Source organism: Stenotrophomonas sp. 85239_Sma (assembly GCF_056481725.1).
In genome coordinates, this window is sequence record NZ_CM151163.1 from 4,235,793 (window position 1) to 4,259,813 (window position 24,021).

A 24,021-nucleotide genomic window follows, 5' to 3' on the forward strand; every position below is an offset into this window, starting at 1 on the left:
CGGTGCCGTGGGGGGCCGCACGATGAACCTGTCCGGCCCCTTCATCCGCCGTCCGATCGGCACCGCGCTGCTGGCCATCGGCCTGTTCATGGTCGGCCTGATCTGCTACCTGAGGCTGGGCGTGTCGGCGCTGCCGAACATCGAGATCCCGGTGATCTTCGTGCACGCCAGCCAATCGGGCGCGGATGCGGCGACCATGGCCTCCACGGTCACTGCACCGCTGGAACGCCATCTCGGCCAGCTGCCGGGCATCGACCGCATGCGCTCGTCGAGCTCGGAAGGCAGCTCGCTGGTCTTCATGATCTTCCAGAGCGGCCACAACATCGATTCGGCGGCACTGGACGTACAGACCGCGATCAACTCGGCGCAGGCCGACCTGCCCACGGGCATGGGCTCGCCGATGTACCAGAAGGCGAACCCGAACGATGACCCGGTGATCGCCATCGCGCTGACCTCGCAGACGCAGTCGGCCGACGAACTGTACAACGTCGCCGATTCGCTGCTGGCGCAGCGCATCCGCCAGATCAGTGGTGTTGCTTCGGTCGACATCGCCGGTGCTTCGACGCCAGCGGTACGCGTGGACGTGAACCTGCGCCTGATGAACGCGCTGGGCCTGACCGCCGATGACCTGCGCAACGCGGTGCGCGCGGCCAACGTGACCTCGCCCACCGGCTTCCTCAGCGATGGCAACACCACCACTGCGATCATCGCCAACGACTCGGTGGCGCGTGCGGCCGACTTCGCCGACCTGGTGGTGAAGACCCAGGGCGATGGCCGGGTGATCCGCCTGAAGGACATCGCCAATGTCTACGACGGCCAGCAGGATGCCTACCAGGCCGCGTGGTTTGACCACAAGCCGGCGGTGGTGATGTACGTGTTCACCCGTGCCGGCGCCAACATCGTCGAGACCGTTGACCGGGTCAAGGCGCAGATCCCGACCCTGCGCGACTACCTGCAGCCGGGCACCACGATGACGCCGTACTTCGACCGCACGCCGACCATCCGCTCGTCGCTGCACGAAGTGCAGATCACCCTGCTGATCAGCCTGGCGATGGTGGTGCTGACCATGGCGCTGTTCCTGCGCCGGCTGGCACCGACGCTGATCGCCGCGGTGACCGTGCCACTGTCGCTGGCCGGTGCCGCGCTGGTGATGTACGTAATGGGCTTCACCCTGAACAACCTGAGCCTGCTGGCGCTGGTGATCGCGATCGGCTTCGTCGTGGACGATGCGATCGTGGTGATCGAGAACATCATGCGCCATCTCGACGAAGGCATGCCGCGCATGCAGGCGGCGTTGACCGGTGCCCGCGAGATCGGCTTCACCATTGTCTCGATCACCGCCTCGCTGGTGGCGGTGTTCATCCCGCTGCTGTTCGCCAGCGGCATGATGGGCGCGTTCTTCCGCGAATTCACCGTCACCCTGGTTGCGGCCATCGTCGTCTCGATGATCGTTTCGCTGACGCTGACCCCGGCGCTGTGCAGCCGCTTCCTCAGCGCACACGACCACAAGGCAGCACCGTCGCGCTTCGGCCGCTGGCTGGATGCCGGCCACGAGCGCATGCTGCGCATCTACACCGTGTTCCTCGACTTCTCGCTGCGCCACGCGTTGCTGCTGTCGCTCACCCCGCTGATCCTGATCGGCGTCACCATCTTCCTGTTCGGCGCGGTGAAGAAGGGCGCGTTCCCACCGCAGGACACCGGCCTGATCTGGGGCCGCGCCAACTCCAGTGCCACCGTCTCCTTCGAGGACATGGTCGCCCGCCAACGCCGCATCACCGACATGCTGATGGCCGACCCGGCGGTGAAGACCGTGGGTGTGCGCCTGGGCAGCGGCCGCCAGGGCTCCAGCGCACAGTTCAACATCGAGCTGAAATCGCGCAGCGACGGCCGCCGCGAAACCACAGCACACGCATTGGCGCGGCTCAGTGCCAAGGCCGACCGATACCCGGACCTGCAGCTGCGCCTGCGCGCGATCCAGGACCTGCCCAGCAACGATGGCGGCGGTTCCAGCCAGGGCGCGCAGTACCGCATATCCCTGCAGGGCAATGACCTGGCCGCACTGCAGGAATGGCTGCCCAAGCTGCAGGCGGAACTGAAGAAGAACCCGAAACTGCGCGACGTCGGTACCGACGTGGACAACGCCGGCCTGCGCCAGAACATCCAGATCGACCGCGCCAAGGCCGCGCGCCTGGGCATCACCGTGGGTGCCATCGACGGCGCGCTGTACGGTGCGTTCGGCCAGCGCCAGATCTCCACCATCTACTCGGACATCAACCAGTACAGCGTGGTGGTCAATGCGCTGCCCTCGCAGACCGCCACGCCGGCGGCGCTGGACGAGGTGCATGTGCGTACAGGCAATGGCGACATGGTGCCGCTCACTGCGGTGGCCAAGCAGGTGCCGGGGCTGGCGCCTTCGCAGATCACCCATGAAAACCAGTACACGACGATGGACCTCAGCTACAACCTGGCACCGAACGTGAGCATGGGTGAGGCCAAGGCGATCATCGACGCGACCGTGGCCGGCATGCGCATGCCCGGCGACATCCGCCTGGCCGATGATGCGGGCTTCGGCTTCAACTCCGATCCCAGCGACATGCTGATCCTGGTGTTTGCCGCGATCCTGACCGTGTACCTGGTGCTGGGCATGCTCTACGAGAGCCTGATCCACCCGGTCACCATCCTGTCCACGCTGCCGGCGGCGGGCGTCGGTGCACTGCTGGCGTTGTTCGGCACCAACACCGAACTGTCGGTGATCTCGATGATCGCGCTGGTACTGCTGATCGGCATCGTCAAGAAGAACGCGATCATGATGATCGACTTCGCGCTGGTCGCGCAGCGCGAGCATGGACTGGCACCGCGCGACGCCGCGCGAGAGGCCAGCATCGTACGCTTCCGCCCGATCATGATGACCACCATGGTGGCGATCCTGGCAGCCGTACCGCTGGCGATCGGCCTGGGTGAAGGGTCCGAACTGCGCCGTCCGCTGGGCATCGCGATGATCGGCGGCCTGCTGTTCTCGCAGAGCCTGACCCTGCTCAGCACGCCGGCGCTGTATGTGATCTTCTCGTGCCTGGCCGAGCGTTGGCGCGCACGTCGCGCACGCAAGCGCGAAGCGAAGCTGCTCAAGCGCGCGCAGCGGGCCTGATCGGATCGCCGGCCAGCGGCCGGCGCTACCGTGGGTGCGGATGGTGGGTGCGGACCGTTGGACCGCACGCCTCCGGGTTTGACGCGCCGTAACGAAAAGAGAACAATTCTCATCCAGCCATGGTCCTGCGCCCCATCGCGGCGCCCCGCTGCCATCTCCGGCCAGCCTGCGTGATCCCAGCCACTGCACATTCCCCCACCCGTGGGCGGATGGCCTGTGGCCGTCCGTCGAGGATCACCATCGATGCTGACGTTCCGTTCTCCCCGCCTGACCCTGCTGGCCGTAGCCTTGTCCGCCGCCTGCGCCGCCCACGCCGAAGCGCCGGCCGGCAGCCGTAGTGCCACCGATCTGGATGCGGTGAAAGTCACCGCCGAGCGCACCCATACCGAAGCCGGCGCACTGGGCGACCGTGCGCTGCGCGATACCCCGTTCGCGATCACCGCGGTTGGCCGCGAGCAGATCGAGCAGCGCCAGGTCGTCTCGCTGGGTGAAGCCTTCCTGCTCGACCCCTCGGTCAGCACCCAGGTCAGCGCCTATGCCAGTGGCTGGAGCTCGCCGATCCGCAACCGCGGTCTGGAGCTGAACTACGACAGCTACCGGGTCAATGGCCTGCAGGTCTCGTCCTGGGGCACCGAATGGCCGCTGGAAGCCATGGAACAGGTCGATCTGCTGAAAGGCCCGGGCGGATTCCTGTATGGCTTCGGCACCCCCGGCGGCATCGTCAACTACATCACCAAGAAGCCGACCGACACGCCCACCCTCTCCGCCCAGCTGGGCTGGCGCGAACAGGGCGTCGTCAGCGGCGGCATCGACGTTGGCGGCCGCTTCGGCAACGAGCAGATGTTCGGCTACCGCTTCAATGCCTTCCAGGAAAAGGGCGAGACCTTCAACGGCGGGCATGTCGATCGCAAGGTGGGCGCGCTGTCGCTGGACGCGCGCCTGAGTGATGCACTCACCTGGACCTTTGACGGTGTGTTCCAGTCGCGCGACCTGCGCGAGGAATCGCCGCAGTACTACTTCCGTGGCCTGACCTCGTTGCCGCGGCCGATCGCCGGAGATACCGACAACAGCGTACCCGGCACCTACTACGACACCCGATCCAGCCTGCTGTCGACCGGCCTGAACTGGCAGATCAACAGTGACTGGAAGGCCAGCCTGAGTTATGGCGTCACCACCTCATGGAATGACGTCAACAAGATTTTCGCCTACATCGACGATCTCAACGGCGACTACGACGTCAATGTCTATGAACTGGGTGGCAAGAGCGAGTGGAAGCTGGCCCAGGCCATGCTGCAGGGCAGCTTCCGCACCGGTCCGCTGCAGCATCAGGTGGTGGCGGGCATCAGCCACCAGACCGGGCTGGGCTGGGACCGTCCCTACGAGTGGAACCTGATCGGCCGCGCCAACCTGTACCAGCGCCATGCCATCCGCCACGACGCCGTCGGTTCGCGGGTGATGACCCGCGGTGACGAGACGGTGCAGCAGGCGGTGTTCGCAAGCGATACGGTGAACCTCGGCAGCGGCTGGTCGGTGCTGGCGGGCTGGCGCTACAACGACTTCGAAACCAAGGGGCGATACCACACCTACCCGGTCACCCCGACCTACGCCGTGATGTTCAAGCCCAGCGAAGCGGTCACCCTGTATGCCAGCTACATCGAATCGCTGGAAGCAGGCAGCCGCGTAGGCAACAGCTACATCAACGCCGGCGACGTGCTCGATCCCACCATCAGCAAGCAGTACGAGATCGGTGCGAAGGTCGAGGCGGCACGCTGGAATGCGAACGTGGCCGCGTTCCGGCTGGAACGTGGTGCCAACATCGATGCGCTCACGCCGGCCGGCAAGCGCCTGGTGCAGGATGGCATCACGCTGTACGAAGGCATCGAAGCCAGTGCTGACCTGCACCTCAACGATGCACTGACGGTCGGCGGCGGCGCCACCTGGCTGGATCCGGCCTACGACAAGCTGTCCCCGGGCAGCGCCGCGCAGGAAGGCAACCGTACCGCCGGTGCTGCGCGCTGGAGCGGTGTCGTGCACGCCACCTACCAGCTGCCGTGGATGGACGGCCTGGAAACGTATGCCGCAGTGCGCTACTACGGCGACGTCTGGTACGACGCCGACAACACCCTGAAGCTGCCCGACTACACGCTGGTCAATGCAGGCGTCGGCTATCGCCTGCTGGCGTCCGGTCACCCGGTGACCCTGCGTGCCGGCGTCGAGAACCTGGCCAACCGGAAGTACTGGTCCAACGCCGGTGCCGGGCTGCCGCGCACGTTCGCGCTGAGCGTGCGCTGGGAAATGTAAGGCACCGGGCCCCGCCGTCCATGCGGACCACGGGCCCGCACATGGACGGTGGGTGCGGACCGTTGGCCCGCACTCCATATTTCACCCCACACCCGCAATAATGGTGGAAGACCCTTCCACCGAGCCTGCATGTCCGCCCGACAATCCCGCCTCAGCCGCCTGTGGGCCCACGAGAAGGCCAGTTACGGCCTGCGGGTGTTCATCGCCCTGGCCGCGGCGCTGGCGGTGTGCTGGCAGCTGGATGCGCTTACGGCCCTGCCCGGCGTGTTCCTTGGCATCATCGCCAGCGCCATCGCCGAAACCGACGACAACTGGTGGGGTCGTACCAAGGCCGTAGTGCTGTCGCTGCTGTGCTTCTGCATTGCCGCAGCCTCGGTGATCTGGCTGTTCCCGTGGCCGTGGATCTTCATTGGCGCGCTGGCACTGTCCACCTTCGGCCTGACCCTGCTCGGCGCGCTCGGCGAGCGCTATGCGTCCATAGCCCAGGCCACGGTGACGCTGGCGATCTACACCATGATCGGCCTGGAACAGCATGGTGCCAGCGACCTGCACAGCGCGCTGGAAGCCGTCAGCCACCTGCTGGCCGGCGCGGTCTGGTATGGCCTGCTGTCGATCCTGTGGACCGCGCTGTTCGCCAATCGGCCGGTGCGTGAGCGCATAGCGCGGTTGTACCAGGAGCTGGGCCGCTACCTGCAGCTGAAGGCCGCGCTGTTCGAGCCGGTGCGCGAAGCCGACCTGCAACGCCGCCAGCTGGATCTTGCCGAACAGAACCGCCGCGTGGTCGGCGCCCTGAACGAGGCCAAGACCGCGATCCTGGCCCGCTTCGGCCGCTCCGGCCGGCCCGGCGTGAATTCCGGCCTTTACCTGCGCCTGTATTACATGGCGCAGGATTTCCACGAGCGTGCCAGTTCCTCGCATTACCCGTACGGCGCGCTGGTGGATGCGTTCTTCCACAGCGACGTGCTGTACCGCTGCCAGCGCCTGCTCGACCTGCAGGGCCAGGCCTGTGCCCGCCTGGGCGAAGCGATCCGCCTGCGCCGTCCGTTCGTATACGGTGAGAGCAACCAGCAGGCCGGGCGCGACCTGGCCGATGCGCTGGCCTACCTGCGCGGCCAGCAGCGCCCGCAATGGCAGCGCCTGCTGGGCTCGCTGGACCTGCTGGTGCACAACCTGCGCAGCATCGAACGGCGCCTGCTGGATGCCGAGCGTTCGGAAGCCAGCCTGGACAACGTCGATACCCGCCTGCGTGACAGCAATCCGCATACCCTGCGCGAGATGGGCGTGCGCATCCGCCAGCAGCTCACGCCCGGCTCGGTGCTGTTCCGTCATGGCCTGCGCATGGCGCTTGCGCTGATCGCCGGCTTTGCAGCGATCCGCCTGTTCAATGCGCAGAATGGTTCGTGGGTACTGCTGACCATCGTGTTCGTGTGCCGGCCCAACTTCGGCGCCACCCGCCAGCGGCTTGCGCAACGCATCGTCGGCACCCTTGCCGGCCTGGTGCTGACCTGGGCGTTGCTGCAGCTGTTCCCGCAGCTGCACGTGCAGCTGCTGATCGCCCTTTTGTCGGCGCTGCTGTTCTTCTTCACCCGCACCGACCGCTACCTGGTGGCCTCGGCGGCGATCACCGTGATGGCCCTGACCTGCTTCAACCTGATCGGCGATGGCTTCGTGCTGATCGTGCCGCGCATGGTCGACACCGTGCTGGGCTGCGCGATCGCAGCAGCGGCCGCGTTCCTGATCCTGCCCGACTGGCAGGGCCGCCAGCTGCATCTTGTACTGGCACGCGTGCTGGACACTGCGGCCCGCTACCTGGATTCGGTGCTGGGCCAGTACCGCAGTGGCATGCGCGACGACCTGGCCTACCGCATCGCACGGCGCGACATGCACAACGCCGACGCTGCACTGTCCACCGCGTTGTCGAACATGTTGCGCGAACCCGGCCATGTGCGCCGCAACCTGGATGCCGGTTTTCACTTTCTGGCGCTGTCCAACACGCTGCTCGGCCACCTGTCGGCACTGGGTGCGCATCGTGACCAGGTGGACAGCTACGCCGGCGATCCGCTGGCATTGGCCGCCGGTGAGCGCGTGCGCAAGGCGCTGCAGCAGCTGGCCTCGGCCCTGACCGCACGACAACCGGTCGCGGAGGATGACAACGACGCCGACCGCGCCGTGGCCGCCGAGCTGGAGCAGATCGACGAGGCGATGCCGCCGAAACTGCAACTGATCCGTACGCAGATGGCGCTGGTACTGCGCCTGCTGCCGAAGGTTCGGGCGGCGGCCAATGGAGCGGTGACCGGCCTGACCTGACATCGGTGGCGCCGGCATGGTCCGGTGCTGCCGGCGGCGCAACATCATGTTGCATCCAGTGATGCACCCCGATCACGTCCGCGCGCGGATACTGGGTCATCCCCTGCTCCGGATTCCCCCATGAAGATCGAACTTGCCAACCGCACCGCGCTGGTCACCGCTTCCACCGCCGGCATCGGCCTGGCCATTGCCCAGGGCTTGGCCACTGCCGGGGCGCGGGTCATCCTCAATGGACGCAGCACCGACAGCGTCGAGCGTGCGCGCCAGCATCTGCTGGGCGCCGTACCCGGGGCCGACGTGCTCGGTGTCGCCGCCGATCTTTCTGATGCAGCCGGTGTCGAAACACTATTGGCCGGCCTGCCCAAGGTCGACATCCTGGTCAACAACGCCGGCATCTTCGGCCCACAGGACTTCTTCGAGACGGATGACGCGACCTGGGAGCGCTACTGGCAGACCAACGTGATGTCCGGCGTGCGCCTGTCGCGCGCGCTGCTGCCGGCGATGGTCGATGCCGGCTGGGGCCGGGTGCTGTTCATCTCTTCCGAGTCGGCGCGCAACATTCCGGCCGACATGATCCATTATGGGGTCAGCAAGACCGCGCAGCTGTCGTTGTCGCGCGGCCTGGCCAAGCGCGTGGCCGGTAGCGGCGTCACCGTCAACGCGGTGCTGCCCGGCCCGACCCTCTCCGATGGTTTCGCGGCGATGTTCGAGGATGAACGCCAGCGCAGTGGCAAGCCGCTGGAACAGATCGGCCGCGAGTTCGTGATGGCGCACCGGCCGTCCTCGGTGATCCAGCGCACCGCCACGGTCGAAGAAGTGGCCAACATGGTGGTGTACCTGGCCTCGCCGCAGGCCTCGGCGACCTCGGGTGCAGCGCTGCGCGTGGATGGCGGCGTGGTCGACGATATCGTCTGAGTCCGCCGGCAGGTGTGCGGACCAACGGTCCGCACCCACATCGGTCCGCACCCACAGTCGTGGGGCTTCAGTAGATCCACGCCAAGCATGGATGCATCCCGCCATGGTCCCGGCAGGTGGGCAGGAATGCTAGGCTGCGCCGGTCAAGGAGGCTCCATGTCCGGTCACAACCAGTTCGCCCTGCTGCGCCAGCGCCGTTTCCTGCCGTTCTTCGTGGTCCAGGCGCTCGGTGCGTTCAACGACAACGTGTACCGGCAGGCGATCATCAGCATGTTGCTGTTCATGGCCGTGCCAGAGGAGGAACTGGGGCTGTACGCCACGCTGGCGCCGGCCATCTTCATCCTGCCGTATTTCCTGTTCTCGGCGCTGGCCGGGCAGATCGCCGACAAACTGGAAAAATCGCGACTGATCGTGATCACCACCAGCATGGAGATCGTGATCATGTCGCTGGCGGCCACCGGCTTCCTCACCCAGAGCCTGCCGGTGCTGCTGGTCGCACTGTTCTGTACCGGCATGCAGTCGACCCTGTTCGGCCCGGTGAAGTACTCGGTGCTGCCGTCGGTACTCAGGCCCGAAGAGCTGACCGGTGGCAATGGCCTGGTCGAGATGGGCACCTCGATGTCGATTCTCTCCGGCATGATCGTCGGCGGCCTGGTGTTCACCGTGGCCGGCAGCCACGGCACGGTGGTAGCTGCGTGCGCCATCATCGCCCTGGCGATCTGCGGCAACATCGCCGCGCGCCTGATTCCCAAGGTCGATGCCGGCGACCCGAACCTGAAGATCAACTGGAACCCGTTGCCGGAATCGCTGGCGGTGCTGCGCATGGCGCGCCAGCAGAAGGCCGTGCGCAACTCGATCCTGGGCGTGTCCTGGTTCTGGTTCGTCGGCACGGTGCTGACTTCGCAGCTGCCGGCCTACGCGGTGACCAACCTGGGGGGCAAGCCGACCCTGTACATCTTCGCGCTGGCCTTGTTCTCGGTCGGCACCGGCGTCGGTTCGCTGCTGTGCGAGAAACTCTCGGCCCGTACGGTGGAAATCGGCCTGGTACCGCTCGGTGCGTTCGGCATGACCGCGTTCCTGCTCGACCTGTACTTCGCCCGCAGCGGTGAAGCGCCGGTACACGGGCTGACCATCGGGCCATTCCTGCAGCAGCCCGGCAGCCTCCGCATCGTCATCGACCTGATCGGCATCGGCCTGTTCACCGGCATCTTCGTGGTACCGCTGTTCGCGCTGATCCAGAGCCGCACGCCGAAGACGCAGATGTCGCGCGTGTTCGCCGCACTGAATATCCAGAACTCGGGTTTCATCGTCGCTGCGGCGCTGCTGTCGCTGGCCGCGCACACGCTGCTGCACTGGACCATTCCGCAGCTGTTCCTGGCGCTGGCCATCGCCAACGCACTGGTGGCGATCTACATCTTCACCATCGTCCCCGAATTCCTGATGCGCTTCCTCAGCTGGCTGATGGTGCGCACCCTGTACCGGCTGCGCCCGCACGGCATCGAGGCCAACGTGCCGGACGAAGGCGCCGCGCTGCTGGTCTGCAACCATGTCAGCTACATGGACGCGTTGATCCTGTCGGCGACCATCCCGCGCCCGGTGCGCTTCGTCATGTACTACAAGATCTTCAACATCCCGGTGATGCGCTGGATCTTCCGCACCGCCAAGGCGATCCCGATCGCCGGCGCACGTGAAGACCCGGCGCTGATGCAGCGCGCGTTGGATGAGATCGACGCCGCGTTGGCCGAAGGCGAACTGGTCTGCATCTTCCCCGAGGGCGCGCTGACCCGCGACGGGCAGATGGCCCCGTTCAAGTCCGGCGTCGAGAAGATCCTCGAGCGGCGACCGGTGCCCGTGGTGCCGATGGCGCTGCGCGGCATGTGGTCGAGCATGTGGAGCCGGCGCGACAGCCGCCTCGGCCGCATGCGCGTGCCGCGCCGTTTCCGCGCCACGGTCGAGGTGGTGGCGGCACCGGCCGTGGATGGCCACACCACCAGCGCCCCGGTGCTGGAGGCCCAGGTACGGGCCCTGCGTGGTGATCACGCCTGATGGAACCGGCTCGCCACGCGGGCCTGGGGACCTCCTCGCATACGCCACCGTCCAGTGGCGAACACGGCATGCCGCGCCTGTAAACGCATACATGCAACGCAGGTTGCGGTAGATTACGCACCCACAGGGGGGAGGTCCGGCCAATGCACCACGGCCGGCCACCAAGGAATGGAGTCTCGCTTTGAATCAACCACCACCGCTCAGCCGTCCGGTCTACATCCCCAACCATCTGGTCTGGGCGATCCTGACGACGCTGTTCTGCTGCCTGCCGTTGGGCGTGGTGTCGATCGTCTATGCCTCCCAGGTCGATGGCCGCCGCGCGGCCGGCGACCTGCCGGGGGCCTACAGCGCGTCGCGCAAGGCGGGCTGGTGGGCGGTGGCTTCGGCCGTGGCCCTGCCGGTCCTGTTGCTGTTGTGGTTCGGGCTGTTCGGCGGCTTGGCCGTACTGGGCGCTCTTTCCGACCAATGATTCACCACCACCACCCATCAAGGAGCTTGAACCCATGAACACCGCCACTCCGCAGGTCCCGAACAATCTGGTCTGGGCCATCCTGAGCACCCTGTTCTGCTGCCTGCCGGCCGGCATCGTGTCGATCGTCTACGCCGCGCAGGTCAACGGCAAGCTGGCCGCTGGCGACATCGCCGGCGCCCAGGACTCCTCGGCCAAGGCCAAGAAGTGGGCCATCTGGTCGGCCATCGCCGCCGTCGTGGTCGGCGTGCTGTACGGCATCCTGATCGTCGCTCTCGGCGGCATGGGTGCGATGAGCAACAGCGGCTACTGATCCGCGTGGACGGATCCGGCGCCTGCGCCGGATCCGTTGCTGCATGTCCGCACTTCCCACCCGATCCCGACTGGCCCGCTGGGCACCGCTGCTGGCCGCCACCGGCCTGGCCGCCGGTGCCGCACTGGTGCTGCGCAACGTCAATCCATATGTCGCCGGCAATCCCCTGCCGAGCTGCCCGCTGTACGCCCTGACCGGCCTGTACTGCCCGGGCTGTGGCAGTACCCGCTGCCTGTATTCGCTGGTCCATTTCGACCTGCCCGGCGCGATGGCGATGAACCCGCTGCTGGTCATCAGCCTGCCCTTCCTGCTGCTGATGCTGCTGAACGTCGCCGGCATCCGTCCGCGCGTACTCGACCCGCTGATGCGGGTACTGGCCAATCCCACGTTCTGGCTCTGGGTGCTGCCCGGGTATGCGCTGCTGCGCAACCTGCCGTGGGCACCGTTCACCGCACTGGCACCGATCTAGGTTTCCAGCCAACGGCGCAGCCCCTCGTGGTGGGCGGCGTTTGAAGGTAGAAGCTTTCGGGTTGGCCGGGTGGGTGGGCTGCGCAGGGGGCGCTGCAAGTACGTCCATGTAAGCTCGCCATCGAGCCCCCAGGGACGGGTTTACGGCGTGTCCTGAAGCCCCACACCGCCCCGCCCAACCATCAGCAATCCAGAGCTGCTGTTGCTGTTGCTGTTGCTTCTGCAGGTGCAGGGCTGCAAGCCCTGCAAAACAACTACGTCACCCAGCCTGCAATCACCAGCAGCGCCAGCACGGCCAGCCACAGCAGCAGCATCCGCCACACCAGGCTCATCGCATCACGCAGGTCCGGCAGCCGCTGCCACACCGGCAGCAACCCCGCCTCGGTGTAATCGTGCGCATCCTCGCGCAGCTCGGCGTTGACACTGGCCCGCGCCACCGCGCCGAGGAAACCGATGCCGCCCGCCAGGCGTTCGCCATGGGCCTGGCGCCAGGCCTTCCACGCCGTATCGAAGTTACCCACCAGCGCCATCGAAAACGCCATCAACTGCGCCACCGGCCACTCGATCCAGCCCAGCAGGCGCTGCGCCAATGCCAGCGGCTCCACCGGCACGCGCGCGCGCATCGGGCTTTCCGCCATCAGCGCCAGCAGCCGGTAGCCCAGCGCGCCCGCCGGGCCCAGCAGCAGGAACCAGAACAGCACCGCGAACCAGCGCCGCAATGCATTGAGCACCGTCGCTTCGACCAGCGACGGCACGTCCTCGCGCAGGCTGCCACCGGCGGCCTGCAGGTTGCGCACCGCCGCCTGCCGCGTCGCGGCGTCGTCCGCATCGATGATCGCTTCGATATCGCGATCCAGGTCGCGCGGTCCCCAACACCAGGCCAGCACCACCACGCCCAGCAGCAGCGACGGCAGGCCGAACAGCACTCCGCGCAGCAGCCACGCCAGCAGCCCCATCAACAGCAGTGGCGGCAACAGCGCCAGGGCGACCCCCGCCGCGCCCTGCCAGGCCTTGCCGCCATGCGCGTCCAGCCAGCCCAGCCATCGCCGGAAGCCGTCGAAACGGCGCAGCGAAGCGGCAGCGGCCGGGGCAACGTGGCCCAGGGCCAGCGCCACCAGCACGGCGGCCAGAGTGGTGAACATGGCAGGTCTCCCTACGAAACAGAACGCTCGGCGCCGCTACCTTACCTGTCGCAGCGGCACCCTCGCTGGTGAACCGGACTCTAACCCGGGCCGTGTTCAGGTGGCGGCAATACAGTTGCCACCACCGGCCCGGCAGCAATCGGGCTCAGCCCTTGTGCTGGCGGTACCAGTGTTCGATGAGCCCCCGCGAAATCGAGATCGGTGGCGACAGGCGGATGCCCTGACCATCGTCCTCGACATCACGGGCCAGCGCAGCGCCCACCTCTTCGGCACTGAACCAGCGCGCATCTTCCAGCTCGCCATCCACGGTCGGCAGGTCATCCAGTGCCTGTGCACGGAAGCCGACCATCAGCGCGCCGGGGAACGGCCACGGTTGCGAACCGAGGTACTGGCAGGCGGTCACCCGTACCTTGCTCTCCTCATGGACTTCGCGCACCACGGTCTGCTCGAAAGTCTCGCCGGGTTCGACGAAACCGGCCAGCACCGAGTAGCGACGCGGTGCCCAGTTCGACTGCCGGCCCAGCAGCAACCGGCCCTGGTTCTCCACGGCGACGATCACGGCGGGGTCGACGCGCGGGTAGTGCTCGGTAGAGCACTGCCCGCAGCGGCCGACGAAGCCACCGCGGGCAAACGCCACGGCACCGCCGCATACGCCGCAGAAGCGGGTGCGCGAGTGCCAGTACGACATGCCGCGGGCATAGCTGAAAGCAGTCGCATCGGCCATGGACCACAGCAATGCGGCCTGGCGCAGATCGAGTCGGCGTGGCGCGCTGATAGTGACGTTGGCAGCTTCAACCGAGAACCACGCCTGCTCCCCGCGCAGGCCGAGGAAGATCGCGGCACCCGGGCCACCGCCGATGGCGGCGCCGGTCAGCGCCAGCGGCTGATCGTCATCGCCGGTGAAGGCGCTGCCGTCCTGATCGAGCACGAGAATGCGCGCACCCGGCCACAGGCGCGCCAGTGCATCGGCATCTTCGCGCAGGGCATCGGCGCGCTCCAGCGGTTCGCCAACGAAGGCAAAACCGGAAAGCGGCGAAGGAGAATTGGGCATCCGCCAAGCCTGCCGCCAATCGATGCGGGTGGCAAGCCGCAGGCTTTGCGGAAACCAGCTGTGGGTGTGGAGCTTGCTCCACACACCTTGTCGCGCCGGGCGCAGGCCCCGCGCCCTGCTTACATGCTGAAGCTGCTGCCGCAGCCGCAGGTGGTCTTCGCGTTCGGGTTGCGGATCACGAACTGGGCACCGGTCAGGCTCTCGGTGTAGTCCACCTCGGCGCCCATCAGGTACTGCAGGCTCAGCGGGTCGACCAGCAGGGTCACCCCGCTGGTCTGTACCGCCAGGTCATCCTCTGCACGGTTCTCGTCGAACTCGAACCCGTACTGGAAGCCCGAACAGCCACCGCCTTCGATGTACACGCGCAGGGCCAGGTCGGGGTTGCCCTCTTCCTGGATCAGGGATTTGACCTTGGCAGCCGCCGACTCGGTGAAGTTCAGCGGGCGCTCCAGCGACTGGTAATCGGGCGCGGCAACCGGGGTGGCGCCGGGCAGGGAGACTAGCGTGCTCATGCTGCCAGCATGGGGGTGCCGACGATGGCTTTCAAGCCATCGCCTCGGCCAGCTTGCGGCGTGCGGCGGTATCGCCCTTGCCATCATTGGCCTCATCGCCTTCCGGCGCCGGCAGGGCCGCCATCGGCGCGCTCGCGTGGATCAGGCGGCCGTTCAGCTGGGCGCCCGCATTCATCTCCACCACCTGGTAATGGACGTTGCCATTGACCCGTGCGCTCGGGGTCAGTTCGACCTTCTCGGTGGCATGCACATCGCCGTCCAGGCGGCCACTGATGACCACCACCTGGGCGCGGATCTCACCCTCGATCACGCCATGCTCGGCGACCGTCAGGGTCGCGCCACTGGCGCCTTCGGCGGCAATCACCTTGCCGTGGATGCGGCCTTCCACATACAGGCCCCCACTGAATTCCACATCACCGCGGATCACCACCTGGTTGCCGATCAGGGCATCCACCACCAGCTGGCCTTCACGGTTGGATTTGCTGCTTCCGAACATCTGCCTACTCCCCTTTGCTGGCCGGCGCGCCGGCCTGTTTCCAGTCGAATACCTGGGTGGTACCCCCCGTACCACTCCCCAATGTCACCCGCACGCGTTGCGGGGTGAAGTCAGCCGGCAGCATCACGCTGCCGGTGAGCTGCTGGAAGTACCGGAACGAGTAGTCCTGTCCCGGCACCTTGCTGCGCTGGTGCAGATCATCCCAACTGATCGTGGCCAGCTTGCCGTTTTTCACGCCTTCCACGGTGAAGCGCATCTGTCCCTGGCTGATGGCGCCGCGGTTGAGGTTCTGGGTCAGCACGGCGGTGTACTGCCACGTGCCGGCCGCTTCCGGGCTGAACTCGATCGAGTGGGTGTTCAGGCCCTTGCGCTGGCTGGTCGAGCCGACCAGTCGCTCGTAGAAGGCGACGTCGGCACGCAGGCCGGCGATTTCTTCGTCACGCTCGGCCAGCGAGGACTGCACCTCGGTATTGGCAGCGCGGCTGATGCGGTCGGAGGCTTCCAGCGTGGCCTGCTTCTGGCGCAGTTCGGTCAGCTGCGCCTGCAGCGTCTCGGCACGCTTCTCTGCGGCCTGCAGGCGCTGGCCCTGGGCATCGCGCGGCGTGGCCATCCAGCAGCCACCCAGCGCGGCCAGCACCAGGCTGAGCAGCCAGATGCCACCGATCATCAGCAGGCGGCGACGGTCCATCGGCGGTTGCGGCGCGCCGGGCAGGCGTACCTGCACGCGCATGGGAGGACGGTTGGTCATGGGTGGTTTCCGGGGTATCGCAAGGGCGATACCGGTACGGCCCCTGTGGCAAACGACGGGCTAGTGTATGACAGGACGGGTGGGTTTCCTGCGCAGTGGCCGGCCACGGTCTGTGGCGTTCAGGCACGCCATCGTCGATAGTGTGGCCCCCTGCACAGTTCCGTCGCCGGAGCACCGCCATGACCGAAGCCCACCTGTTCGTGATCGGCATCCTGCTGGCCTGGCTGGCCGGCATCCGCGTCTACCTCACCGTGTTCGGCGTCGGCCTGGCCGGCCTGCTCGGCTGGGTCGACCTGCCACCCGCCCTGCAGGCCACCGAATCATGGTGGGTGCTGGGCACATCGGCCGCGCTGGCCATCGCCGAGTTCTTCGCCGACAAGATCCCCGGCGTGGACTCGGCCTGGGACCTGGTGCAGACGCTCGCACGCGTACCCGCCGGCGCGTTCCTCGCGGCGGCCACGTTGTCGCCGGATGGCCAGCTGGGCACCGGTGCGCTCGCCGCCGGTGCCGGTGTCGCCCTGGCCAGCCATGGCCTGAAGGCCGGTACCCGCGCCCTGCTCAACACCTCGCCGGAACCGGCCAGCAACTGGGTCGCCTCTGCCGCCGAAGACACCGTGGTGATCGGCGGCCTGGCGTTGGCACTGGCGCATCCGTGGATCGCCCTGGTGGTGGTGCTGGCCTGCAGCCTGGCCGGCGCACTGCTGGTGTGGCTGGTCTGGCGCGCACTGTGGAAGGGCGTGCGCTGGCTGGCGCGCGGCGCATCGGCACCACCGCCAGGGCACGCCGGCACCGGTTGAGCGCCGGGCTTGTCGCATAATGGACGCGAACACCAGGAGCACCGATGGCCGCAAACGAATCCCCCGCGGGCGCCCGCCCGGGACGCGCTGAAACCCCGCCGGCCGATCATTGGCAGCGCTGGGTCCCCGAGGCGGCAAGCCCCGCTGTGGCCGCACCGATGATGGCGACCCCGCCGCCGGTCGCGGCCGATGTGCACTCGCCCGTCAACAGCGCACCACCGCCGCTGCCCGGCCCGATCGCACTGGCCGAAGCCGGGAACAACGATCTGGCCCCACCGCCATCGGACTCGCCCTATCGCGTGCTGATCGTTGAAGACGATCGTGCACAGGCCCTGTTCGCGCAGAGCGTGCTGCATGGCGCCGGCATGCAGGCCATCGTGCACAGCGATGCAGATGCCGCGCTGCAGGCGATCAAGGAGCACCGCCCCGACCTGATCCTGATGGACCTGCACCTGCCCGGGCTGGATGGCATGCGCCTGACCGCGCTGATCCGCCAGCAGCCTGGCCTGCAGCTGCTGCCGATCGTGTTCCTCAGCGGCGATCCGGATCCGGAGCGCCAGTTCGAAGTACTCGACAGCGGCGCCGACGACTACCTGAGCAAGCCGATCCGGCCCCGCCACCTGATCGCAGCGGTCGCCAACCGCATCCGCCGCGCACGTGCCCAGGCCGCGACCCTGCCCGGTGCCACCGGCGCACCGGCCACCAGCAATCCGGAAACCGGCCTGCCGACGCGCCACCACGTGCTGCAGCAGCTCAATACCGCACTCGCCCACCGTGACCAGGGCGGCGTGTTCTTCATCGAAGTGGCCAGCGCGCTGGGCCTGCGCGAACGCTATGGCTATGCCGCGTTTGAGCGGCTGATGGTACAGGCCGGGCAGCGCCTGGCCGAGGCCGGCCATCCGCACCTGCTGGCGCGCCTGAACGACAACAGCTTCCTGCTGCTGGCCCGCAACGCCGACGAGGACGCCCTCGAAGGCATCGCCGCGAGCCTGCGCGAGCAGCTGTCGGCACGTGCGTTCGTGATCCGCGACGACGAATCCGTGCACCTGCGCGGCGTGGTCGGCTACGCGCCGCTGTCGCCGGGCTTCGAGGATGCCAACAGTGCGCTGGAAGCAGTTGAGCGCACCACCCTGCAGGCACGCCTGCTCAGCGCCGGCGTGGCGGGCCATGTGCACCGCCAGGCGGTCACCGAACAGGAACACCTGGCGCTGCTGGAAGGCCAGCTGGAACTGGCCTACCAGCCGATCGTCGCCGTGGCAGGTGGCAACACCGCGCAATACCAGCTGCTGCTGCGCCTGCGCCAGACCGATGGCACGGTACTGGCGGCCGGCCAGGTGATCCCGGCTGCGGAAGCCGCCGGGCGCATTGCCGACCTCGACCAGCAGGTGATGGACCACGCACTGGGCCTGCTGGATCTGTACCGGCACGCAACGCAGCCGCTGAACCTGTTCGTTTCGCAGTCACTGCGCACCCTGCAGCGCGATGCCTTCGCCGACTGGCTGCTGGAATCGCTGCAACAGCGTGACCTGCCCGGCAGTGCGCTGGTGATCGACGTGCGCCTGCCCGACGCACTGATCCACACCGTGCCGCTGCAGCAGTTCTGCCAGCGCATGGCCAGTGCCGGGGTACGCTTCTGCCTGAGCCAGTTCGAGCCCGGCAGCGAGGCCGACGCACTGCTGACCCAGCTGCCGCTGTCGTTCGTCCGCATGGCTGCGCGCTTCTCCAGCAGCCATTCCAATCCAGCCACCCGCGAGGAACTGCGCAAGGCGATCGAACAGGCCCATGCCGCCGGGCTGCAGATCATCGGCCAGCAGATCGAGGATCCGCAGGCTGCAGCGGCGATGTGGGTCGGCGGCGTCGACTTCATCCAGGGCAACATGGTGCAGTCGGCCGGCAGCGACCTGAGCTTCGACTTCCACAACGCGGTGCTCTGACGTGCCGCCGTGGGGCCTGCTGCTGGTTGCCCTTGCCGCGGCCGCCATCGCGCTGACGGTGCTGGGCCTGCGGCTTCGCGCGCGCAACCATGCGCTGGCGCAGCTGCAGCGCACACACGGCGCGCTGGCCGCCGAACGCGACCAGCTTCGCCATACCACCGAACGCCAGGGTCAGCTGGAACAACAGCTGCTGCAGGCCAAGCAGGCCGCCGAGGCGGCCGTGCTGGCCAAGGGCGAGTTCCTGGCCACGATGAGCCACGAGATCCGCACCCCGCTGAACGGCATCCTGCCGATGCTGGAGCTGATCGCGCGCGGACCGCTGGGCGAAGACCAGCGGCAGATGCTGGCTACCGCCTCGGCCAGCTCGCAGCAGCTGCTGCGCATCGTCGACGACATCCTCGACTACTCCCGGCTGGAAGCGCAGGCACTGGAACTGGAGATCACCAGCTTCAACCTGCGCGACCTGCTCGATGGCGTGGTGCAGCTGATGCAGCGGGCCGCCGACGCCAAGGGCCTGGCCCTGGGCCTGCAACTGGATCCATCGGTGCGCCTGCCCGTGCGCGGCGATCCGGTACGCCTGCGCCAGGTGCTGAGCAACCTGCTGGCCAATGCCATCAAGTTCACCGCCCGCGGCCAGGTGCAGCTGCGCGTGCTGCGCCTGGGCGAAGGGGCCGCGCAGCACCAGCTGCGCTTCGAGATCATCGATACCGGCATCGGCATCGACGACGCGCTGCAGGCACGCCTGTTCCAGTCCTTCAGCCAGGCCGACGCATCCACCACCCGAATCTACGGCGGCACCGGCCTGGGCCTGGCCATCTGCAAGCGCATCATCGACCTGATGCACGGAAACATCGGCGTGCGGTCCACGCCCGGCCAGGGCGCGACATTCTGGTTTGAGATACCGTTGCTGAAGGTCCCTGGCGACCTGCCGGCGATGGTGCGCGCGCCGGCACCGCTGCTGCTGTTCAGTGCCGATGCAACGCTGCAGGCACGCATCGAGCGCATCGCCGCCCACCATGGGCTGCAGGTGCAGGTGCTGGCGCGGCTGGATGCCGTGGTCGAGCGCCTGCGCGCTCCCGCGCGGCCCGGACAACCGGCACCGGCATGGCTGCTGGTCGATGCCCGCGCCCGCCGCAACGGTGAGGCCACGCTGCAGCAGGCACTGGCCGAGCGCGGCGAAGACGATGCACTGCAGGTGCTGTGGCTGCAGGAAGACACGCCTGCACAACGCCCGCGCCAACGCCAGCTGCTCCCGCATTTCGATGATGCAGCCCTGCATGGACTGCTGGCTGCGCCTGCCACGCCTGCCCGCCCTGCGGCACTGCTGGCCAATGCCGAAGACGGATTGCCCGCGCCGACGCTGCCGCCACTGCATCTGCGTGTGCTGCTGGTGGAGGACAATACGGTCAACCGGATGGTGGCCGAACAACTGCTGCGCGTGTTCGAGTGCGAGGTGCGCAACGCCGCCGATGGCGAGCAGGCACTGGCCGTTCTCCGCGAAGGCGACGTGGACATCGTGCTGATGGATTGCCAGATGCCGGTGCTGGACGGCTACGCCGCCACGCGCCGCTGGCGCGCCGAAGAAGCGGAAACGGGGCGTTCGCGATTGCCGATCATCGCAATGACCGCCAATGCCATGGCCGGTGATCGCGAGCGCTGCCTGCAGGCGGGCATGGACGATTACCTGTCCAAGCCGATCGCGCGCGCCACGCTGCATGCGCTGTTGAAGCGCTGGGGGCAACGGTCGAGCGATGCCGTAGCGTCAAGCTTGCTCGACTGCTACGCCCCCGCAGCAGATCGAGCGCCGCCAGCCGAGCAGGGCTCGGCTCTACAAGACACAAAAAGCCAAGCCACTCCGCAACCGGTGCTGGACCGTGATGTGCTGGACGAACTGCACGCAGTAATCGGCGACGCCGCCAACCAGATCGTCACGGTCTTTCTTGAAGATGCGCAGGTGATGGTGCAGCAGCTGCAGCAAGCGGCGCAGAACGGCGACGAACCACGCCTGCAGGCAGTCGCGCACAGCCTGAAATCATCGAGTGCGAACGTGGGGGCCTTGTCGCTGTCGGCAGTCGCGCAGCGGATCGAGCATGAAGCCCGCAATGGCAGCCTGCAGCGCCCCGCCGTAGCGGTGGCGCTGCTGGTTGCCGAATTCGCCCGCGCGCGCGTGGCGCTGACGGGCTACCTGGCACAGCATCGCGCCGGCCAGGGCAGCTGACTCACTCTTCCAGCTTGCTCAGCAGGTACTTCGGCTCACCGATGCGCTCGATCAGGTCGAGCTGGGTTTCAAGCCAGTCGATGTGCTCTTCTTCCGAGTCGAGGATCTTCACGAACAGCTGGCGGCTGACGTAGTCGCCGACCGAATCGGAATAGGCCACGGCCTCGCGCAGGGTGACCACGCCATCGCGTTCCAGCGACAGGTCGCACTGAAGGATCTCGGTCGGGTTCTCTCCGATGCGCAGCTTGCCCAGTGCCTGGAAGTTCGGCAGGCCTTCAAGGAACAGGATGCGGTCGGCGAGCATGTCGGCATGCTTCATCTCGTCGATCGATTCCTTGTACTCGTGTTCGGCCAGCTCCTTGATGCCCCAGTTCTTCAGCATCTTGGCGTGCAGGAAGTACTGGTTGATCGCGGTCAGCTCGTTGTAGAGGACCTTGTTGAGGAATTCGATGACCTTGGTGTCGCCCTTCATGGGGATGCTCCTGCACGCTGAAAACGCAGGCACTTTAACGCCTTGCGTGCAGCCGTGAAGGAACGCGAATCGTGTGCATTGGCCTGTGTGGCCACGCGTGAAGGGTGCGAAAGCGCGGCGTCAACGCGCCGCGAAGAGACGATCAGGCGACCTGGGCCAGGCCCAGTACCGGCAGCGGCAGATCGTGGGTCGCACGTGCCTTGGCCAGCAATTCGCCGGCCATGTCCATGCAGGAACCGCAGGTGGCGCCACAACCGGTACGCATGGTCAGTTCGGCCACCGTGCTGACGCCATGGCTGGCGGCTTCGCGGATCTGGTGGTCGGTGACTCCGTTGCAGATGCAGACGTACACAGGCGGGAACCGGGCTGGCAGGCCAGAAGCGGCCTGCTGGCTATTCCAATGGAAACGAGAATGGTTGTCAATCAGAGACCTGAACCATTCTCGATACCGTTCAGCCGTTCAGCTGGCCGGGCCATCACCCGTGGCCTTCTTCGGCCAGTAGCCGCGGGTCCGCGGGCGCTTGCGCGGGCGGTCGTGCCCGGCCGTGTGCCCCGGCATCCAGGCCTCGGCGGCGCTCTTGGGCATGGCGGTAACGCCCTGCCCGGCCACCCCTCGCGCCAGCGGCGCCAGATGTCGCAGAGCGCGCGCATAGACGCCACGCTTGAACATCACCACGTGCTCCACCGGGTACCAGAAGTCCACCCAGCGCCAGTGGTCGAACTCGGGCGAGTCGGTGTGGTCCAGCTTCACGTGGGATTCGTCGCCGGTCAGGCGCAGCAGGAACCAGACCTGCTTCTGGCCGATGCAGACCTGTCGCTCGCTGCGGCGGATGGCGCGCGCCGGCAACTTGTAGCGCAGCCAGCCGGGTGTCGCCCCGAGCACTTCCACGTGCTCAGGCAGCAGGCCGGTCTCTTCCTGCAGTTCACGATACATGGCCTCGACAGGCGTCTCGTCGGTGTTCATGCCACCCTGCGGGAACTGCCAACCGTCCCGGCGCACACGTCGTGCCCAGAACACCTGGCCGTCCTGCCGCATCAACACGATGCCGACGTTCGGTCGATAGCCGTCCGGATCGATCACGATGCGGACTCCTAAAAAATCTACTGGTCGGGACTATCCCATGCCCTCTGTCGGCCCACAAGCGCGGTACAAAAGTGTTGACAGGGGCGATACACATCCGCAGAATAGCGGGCTCACCAAGGCTATGTAGCTCAGCCGGTTAGAGCACAGCACTCATAATGCTGGGGTCGGTGGTTCGAGTCCACCCATAGCCACCACACTGAAAATCAAGTTGTTTTCCAGTGTGAAAAGTGAGAAAATAGTTGCACGTTTTGCCCCGTCGCCAAGCGGTAAGGCACCTGACTCTGACTCAGGCATTCGGTGGTTCGAATCCATCCGGGGCAGCCAAATTAAAAGCAAAAGGCCAGATCGAAAGATCTGGCCTTTTGCTTTTAATTTGGTCGCATTCCACCTTGTCCCCGCGCCTGTCGGCGCGCCCCCTTGAACATCAAGGAGGCTCTTCTCCAGAGAGGCGCCCAAGGTCGGATCCTTTTCCAAAGGAAAAGGCTCTGACCCCACCCCATCGCCAGCCACTGGCCGGCAACCTCGAAATGCGCAACCCCAGAACGACAAAAGCCCGGCCGAAGCCGGGCTTTTGCTTTTCCAACCAGCGGGCTCCCGGAGGAGCCCAGCCAGGCGCGGTGAATCAGCGCTTGGAGAACTGGGTGGCGCGGCGGGCCTTGTGCAGACCGACCTTCTTACGCTCGACTTCACGGGCGTCACGGGTCATGAAGCCAGCCTTGCGCAGCTCGGACTTCAGGGTTTCGTCGTACTCGACCAGAGCACGGGCGATGCCCAGACGGATCGCACCGGCCTGGCCGGTGGTGCCGCCGCCAGCGGCGGTGACCAGGATGTCGAAGCTTTCGGTGTTCTTGGTCAGCTCGAGCGGCTGGCGCACGATCATGCGCGCGGTCTCACGACCGAAGAACTCGTCCAGCGGACGACCATTGACGGTGATGTTGCCCGAACCCTTGCGCAGGAACACGCGAGCGGTGGAGGACTTGCGGCGGCCAGTGCCGTAGTTTTGAGTGATAGCCATGATTAGATATCCAGAACCTGCGGCTGCTGTGCGGCGTGCGGATGCTCAGTGCCGGCGTAGACCTTGAGCTTGCGGTACATCTGGCGACCCAGCGGGCCCTTCGGCAGCATGCCCTTGACGGCGATCTCGATCACGCGCTCCGGGTGGCGCTCCAGCGCCTGGGCCAGGGACTCGGTCTTCAGGTTGCCGATGTAGCCGGTGAAACGGTGATACATCTTGTCCTGCAGCTTCTTGCCGGTGACGGCAATCTTTTCTGCATTGATGACGACCAGGTAGTCGCCGGTATCAACGTGGGGGGTGTAGACCGGCTTGTGCTTGCCGCGCAGACGGCGGGCCAGCTCGGTGGCGAGACGGCCCAGGGTCTTGCCCTCGGCGTCGACGAGGTACCAGTCGCGCTGGACGGTCTCGTTCTTGGCAGTGAAAGTGCTCATGAAGAACTCTAGGTTAGGTCGGGCTCATTGCGGCGAACGACTCGCCGGAACTCTGCCACGCGTTGTGAAAGGTGAAGCGTAAGAGGCGGGATTGTACGCAGGTCAAGCCCCCGGTGCAAGCTGGCCCTGCCCCGGGTTGGCAGGGGGGCGGGGGCGG

21 protein-coding genes and 2 tRNA genes are annotated in these 24,021 nt (G+C 66.8%); 13 read left to right on the forward strand and 10 right to left on the reverse strand.

Annotated elements, in window-relative coordinates; all coding sequences use genetic code 11:
* Nucleotides 1-22 precede the first annotated feature (22 nt).
* The 8 genes from ACYKG1_RS19665 (at nucleotide 23) to ACYKG1_RS19700 (ending at nucleotide 11,965) form a co-directional block, all read left to right on the forward strand.
* On the forward strand, nucleotides 23-3,145 hold the full coding sequence (locus ACYKG1_RS19665) for an efflux RND transporter permease subunit (RefSeq protein WP_478471161.1): 3,123 nt from the start codon (nucleotides 23-25) through the stop codon (nucleotides 3,143-3,145).
* A 243-nt stretch (nucleotides 3,146-3,388) separates the two neighbouring features.
* On the forward strand, nucleotides 3,389-5,446 hold the full coding sequence (locus ACYKG1_RS19670) for a TonB-dependent siderophore receptor (protein ID WP_478471162.1): 2,058 nt from the start codon (nucleotides 3,389-3,391) through the stop codon (nucleotides 5,444-5,446).
* Nucleotides 5,447-5,575: 129 nt separating this feature from the next.
* On the forward strand, nucleotides 5,576-7,753 hold the full coding sequence (gene yccS / locus ACYKG1_RS19675; RefSeq protein WP_100474142.1) for a YccS family putative transporter: 2,178 nt from the start codon (nucleotides 5,576-5,578) through the stop codon (nucleotides 7,751-7,753).
* A gap of 120 nt (nucleotides 7,754-7,873) precedes the next feature.
* Nucleotides 7,874-8,668, forward strand: coding sequence for an SDR family NAD(P)-dependent oxidoreductase (locus tag ACYKG1_RS19680; protein WP_262227841.1), 795 nt, complete (start codon nucleotides 7,874-7,876; stop codon nucleotides 8,666-8,668).
* A gap of 156 nt (nucleotides 8,669-8,824) precedes the next feature.
* Nucleotides 8,825-10,714, forward strand: a complete 1,890-nt coding sequence (locus tag ACYKG1_RS19685; RefSeq protein ID WP_478471163.1) for an MFS transporter — start codon at nucleotides 8,825-8,827, stop codon at nucleotides 10,712-10,714.
* A 181-nt stretch (nucleotides 10,715-10,895) separates the two neighbouring features.
* The gene (locus tag ACYKG1_RS19690; protein ID WP_005419784.1) at nucleotides 10,896-11,183 is read left to right on the forward strand and encodes a CD225/dispanin family protein; all 288 of its coding nucleotides are present in this window, start codon (nucleotides 10,896-10,898) and stop codon (nucleotides 11,181-11,183) included.
* Nucleotides 11,184-11,217: 34 nt separating this feature from the next.
* Nucleotides 11,218-11,496: a CD225/dispanin family protein gene (locus ACYKG1_RS19695; protein WP_100474151.1), complete on the forward strand. Its 279-nt coding sequence runs from the start codon at nucleotides 11,218-11,220 to the stop codon at nucleotides 11,494-11,496.
* Between the two features lie 43 nt (nucleotides 11,497-11,539).
* On the forward strand, nucleotides 11,540-11,965 hold the full coding sequence (locus tag ACYKG1_RS19700; protein ID WP_100474154.1) for a DUF2752 domain-containing protein: 426 nt from the start codon (nucleotides 11,540-11,542) through the stop codon (nucleotides 11,963-11,965).
* Nucleotides 11,966-12,218: 253 nt separating this feature from the next.
* On the opposite strand, the gene ampE is transcribed toward ACYKG1_RS19700, so the two are convergent.
* From ampE to ACYKG1_RS19725, 5 genes are all read right to left on the reverse strand, one after another.
* Nucleotides 12,219-13,106: a regulatory signaling modulator protein AmpE gene (gene ampE, locus ACYKG1_RS19705; protein ID WP_100474157.1), complete on the reverse strand. Its 888-nt coding sequence runs from the start codon at nucleotides 13,104-13,106 to the stop codon at nucleotides 12,219-12,221.
* A 145-nt stretch (nucleotides 13,107-13,251) separates the two neighbouring features.
* Nucleotides 13,252-14,157 (reverse strand): NAD(+) diphosphatase, encoded by a 906-nt coding sequence (gene nudC, locus ACYKG1_RS19710; RefSeq protein ID WP_478471164.1) that lies wholly within the window; start codon nucleotides 14,155-14,157, stop codon nucleotides 13,252-13,254.
* A 119-nt stretch (nucleotides 14,158-14,276) separates the two neighbouring features.
* Complete coding sequence (gene erpA / locus ACYKG1_RS19715; protein WP_005419789.1) at nucleotides 14,277-14,669, reverse strand: iron-sulfur cluster insertion protein ErpA; 393 nt, start codon at nucleotides 14,667-14,669, stop codon at nucleotides 14,277-14,279.
* Between the two features lie 31 nt (nucleotides 14,670-14,700).
* Nucleotides 14,701-15,165: a bactofilin family protein gene (locus ACYKG1_RS19720; protein WP_100474163.1), complete on the reverse strand. Its 465-nt coding sequence runs from the start codon at nucleotides 15,163-15,165 to the stop codon at nucleotides 14,701-14,703.
* A gap of 4 nt (nucleotides 15,166-15,169) precedes the next feature.
* Entirely contained in the window at nucleotides 15,170-15,913 is a 744-nt protein-coding gene (locus ACYKG1_RS19725) for a DUF6776 family protein (protein WP_100474167.1), read from the reverse strand.
* 179 nt (nucleotides 15,914-16,092) lie between these two features.
* Between ACYKG1_RS19725 and ACYKG1_RS19730 the strand changes: the two genes are divergently transcribed.
* From ACYKG1_RS19730 to ACYKG1_RS19740, 3 genes are read left to right on the forward strand one after another with little or no spacing between them, the layout of a single operon-like run.
* A complete protein-coding gene (locus ACYKG1_RS19730; protein ID WP_478471165.1) occupies nucleotides 16,093-16,710 on the forward strand; it encodes a DUF4126 domain-containing protein in 618 nt (205 codons plus the stop codon).
* 44 nt (nucleotides 16,711-16,754) lie between these two features.
* On the forward strand, nucleotides 16,755-18,644 hold the full coding sequence (locus ACYKG1_RS19735) for an EAL domain-containing protein (RefSeq protein ID WP_100474173.1): 1,890 nt from the start codon (nucleotides 16,755-16,757) through the stop codon (nucleotides 18,642-18,644).
* A gap of 1 nt (nucleotide 18,645) precedes the next feature.
* Nucleotides 18,646-20,862 (forward strand): ATP-binding protein, encoded by a 2,217-nt coding sequence (locus ACYKG1_RS19740; RefSeq protein ID WP_478471166.1) that lies wholly within the window; start codon nucleotides 18,646-18,648, stop codon nucleotides 20,860-20,862.
* A gap of 1 nt (nucleotide 20,863) precedes the next feature.
* Here the strand turns inward: ACYKG1_RS19740 and bfr are convergent, their stop codons facing one another.
* The 3 genes from bfr to ACYKG1_RS19755 form a co-directional block, all read right to left on the reverse strand.
* Nucleotides 20,864-21,334: a bacterioferritin gene (gene bfr, locus ACYKG1_RS19745; RefSeq protein ID WP_005419804.1), complete on the reverse strand. Its 471-nt coding sequence runs from the start codon at nucleotides 21,332-21,334 to the stop codon at nucleotides 20,864-20,866.
* A gap of 142 nt (nucleotides 21,335-21,476) precedes the next feature.
* Nucleotides 21,477-21,686, reverse strand: a complete 210-nt coding sequence (locus ACYKG1_RS19750; RefSeq protein ID WP_478471167.1) for a (2Fe-2S)-binding protein — start codon at nucleotides 21,684-21,686, stop codon at nucleotides 21,477-21,479.
* Nucleotides 21,687-21,794: 108 nt separating this feature from the next.
* The gene (locus ACYKG1_RS19755) at nucleotides 21,795-22,415 is read right to left on the reverse strand and encodes an RNA pyrophosphohydrolase (protein ID WP_100474183.1); all 621 of its coding nucleotides are present in this window, start codon (nucleotides 22,413-22,415) and stop codon (nucleotides 21,795-21,797) included.
* A 120-nt stretch (nucleotides 22,416-22,535) separates the two neighbouring features.
* On the opposite strand from ACYKG1_RS19755, the gene ACYKG1_RS19760 reads away from it, so the two are divergent.
* Both ACYKG1_RS19760 and ACYKG1_RS19765 read left to right on the forward strand, forming a co-directional pair.
* A tRNA-Met gene (locus ACYKG1_RS19760) sits at nucleotides 22,536-22,612 on the forward strand.
* Nucleotides 22,613-22,667: 55 nt separating this feature from the next.
* Nucleotides 22,668-22,742: transfer RNA gene (locus ACYKG1_RS19765), tRNA-Gln, on the forward strand.
* Between the two features lie 298 nt (nucleotides 22,743-23,040).
* Here ACYKG1_RS19765 and rpsI read toward each other — a convergent pair.
* Nucleotides 23,041-23,433, reverse strand: coding sequence for a 30S ribosomal protein S9 (rpsI, locus tag ACYKG1_RS19770; protein WP_005411311.1), 393 nt, complete (start codon nucleotides 23,431-23,433; stop codon nucleotides 23,041-23,043).
* Between the two features lie 2 nt (nucleotides 23,434-23,435).
* On the reverse strand, nucleotides 23,436-23,864 hold the full coding sequence (gene rplM, locus ACYKG1_RS19775; protein WP_005414692.1) for a 50S ribosomal protein L13: 429 nt from the start codon (nucleotides 23,862-23,864) through the stop codon (nucleotides 23,436-23,438).
* Nucleotides 23,865-24,021 lie beyond the last annotated feature (157 nt).

Coding starts and splice junctions, on each gene's coding strand:
- nudC (WP_478471164.1), bottom strand. CDS start 14,157: ATGCCCAATTCTCCTTCGCCGCTTTCCGGTTTTGCCTTCGTTGGCGAA.
- ampE (WP_100474157.1), bottom strand. CDS start 13,106: ATGTTCACCACTCTGGCCGCCGTGCTGGTGGCGCTGGCCCTGGGCCAC.
- ACYKG1_RS19695 (WP_100474151.1), top strand. CDS start 11,218: ATGAACACCGCCACTCCGCAGGTCCCGAACAATCTGGTCTGGGCCATC.
- ACYKG1_RS19680 (WP_262227841.1), top strand. CDS start 7,874: ATGAAGATCGAACTTGCCAACCGCACCGCGCTGGTCACCGCTTCCACC.
- ACYKG1_RS19735 (WP_100474173.1), top strand. CDS start 16,755: ATGGCCGCAAACGAATCCCCCGCGGGCGCCCGCCCGGGACGCGCTGAA.
- ACYKG1_RS19685 (WP_478471163.1), top strand. CDS start 8,825: ATGTCCGGTCACAACCAGTTCGCCCTGCTGCGCCAGCGCCGTTTCCTG.
- rpsI (WP_005411311.1), bottom strand. CDS start 23,433: ATGGCTATCACTCAAAACTACGGCACTGGCCGCCGCAAGTCCTCCACC.
- erpA (WP_005419789.1), bottom strand. CDS start 14,669: ATGAGCACGCTAGTCTCCCTGCCCGGCGCCACCCCGGTTGCCGCGCCC.
- ACYKG1_RS19670 (WP_478471162.1), top strand. CDS start 3,389: ATGCTGACGTTCCGTTCTCCCCGCCTGACCCTGCTGGCCGTAGCCTTG.
- ACYKG1_RS19725 (WP_100474167.1), bottom strand. CDS start 15,913: ATGACCAACCGTCCTCCCATGCGCGTGCAGGTACGCCTGCCCGGCGCG.
- yccS (WP_100474142.1), top strand. CDS start 5,576: ATGTCCGCCCGACAATCCCGCCTCAGCCGCCTGTGGGCCCACGAGAAG.
- ACYKG1_RS19730 (WP_478471165.1), top strand. CDS start 16,093: ATGACCGAAGCCCACCTGTTCGTGATCGGCATCCTGCTGGCCTGGCTG.
- bfr (WP_005419804.1), bottom strand. CDS start 21,334: ATGAAGGGCGACACCAAGGTCATCGAATTCCTCAACAAGGTCCTCTAC.
- rplM (WP_005414692.1), bottom strand. CDS start 23,864: ATGAGCACTTTCACTGCCAAGAACGAGACCGTCCAGCGCGACTGGTAC.
- ACYKG1_RS19665 (WP_478471161.1), top strand. CDS start 23: ATGAACCTGTCCGGCCCCTTCATCCGCCGTCCGATCGGCACCGCGCTG.
- ACYKG1_RS19700 (WP_100474154.1), top strand. CDS start 11,540: ATGTCCGCACTTCCCACCCGATCCCGACTGGCCCGCTGGGCACCGCTG.
- ACYKG1_RS19720 (WP_100474163.1), bottom strand. CDS start 15,165: ATGTTCGGAAGCAGCAAATCCAACCGTGAAGGCCAGCTGGTGGTGGAT.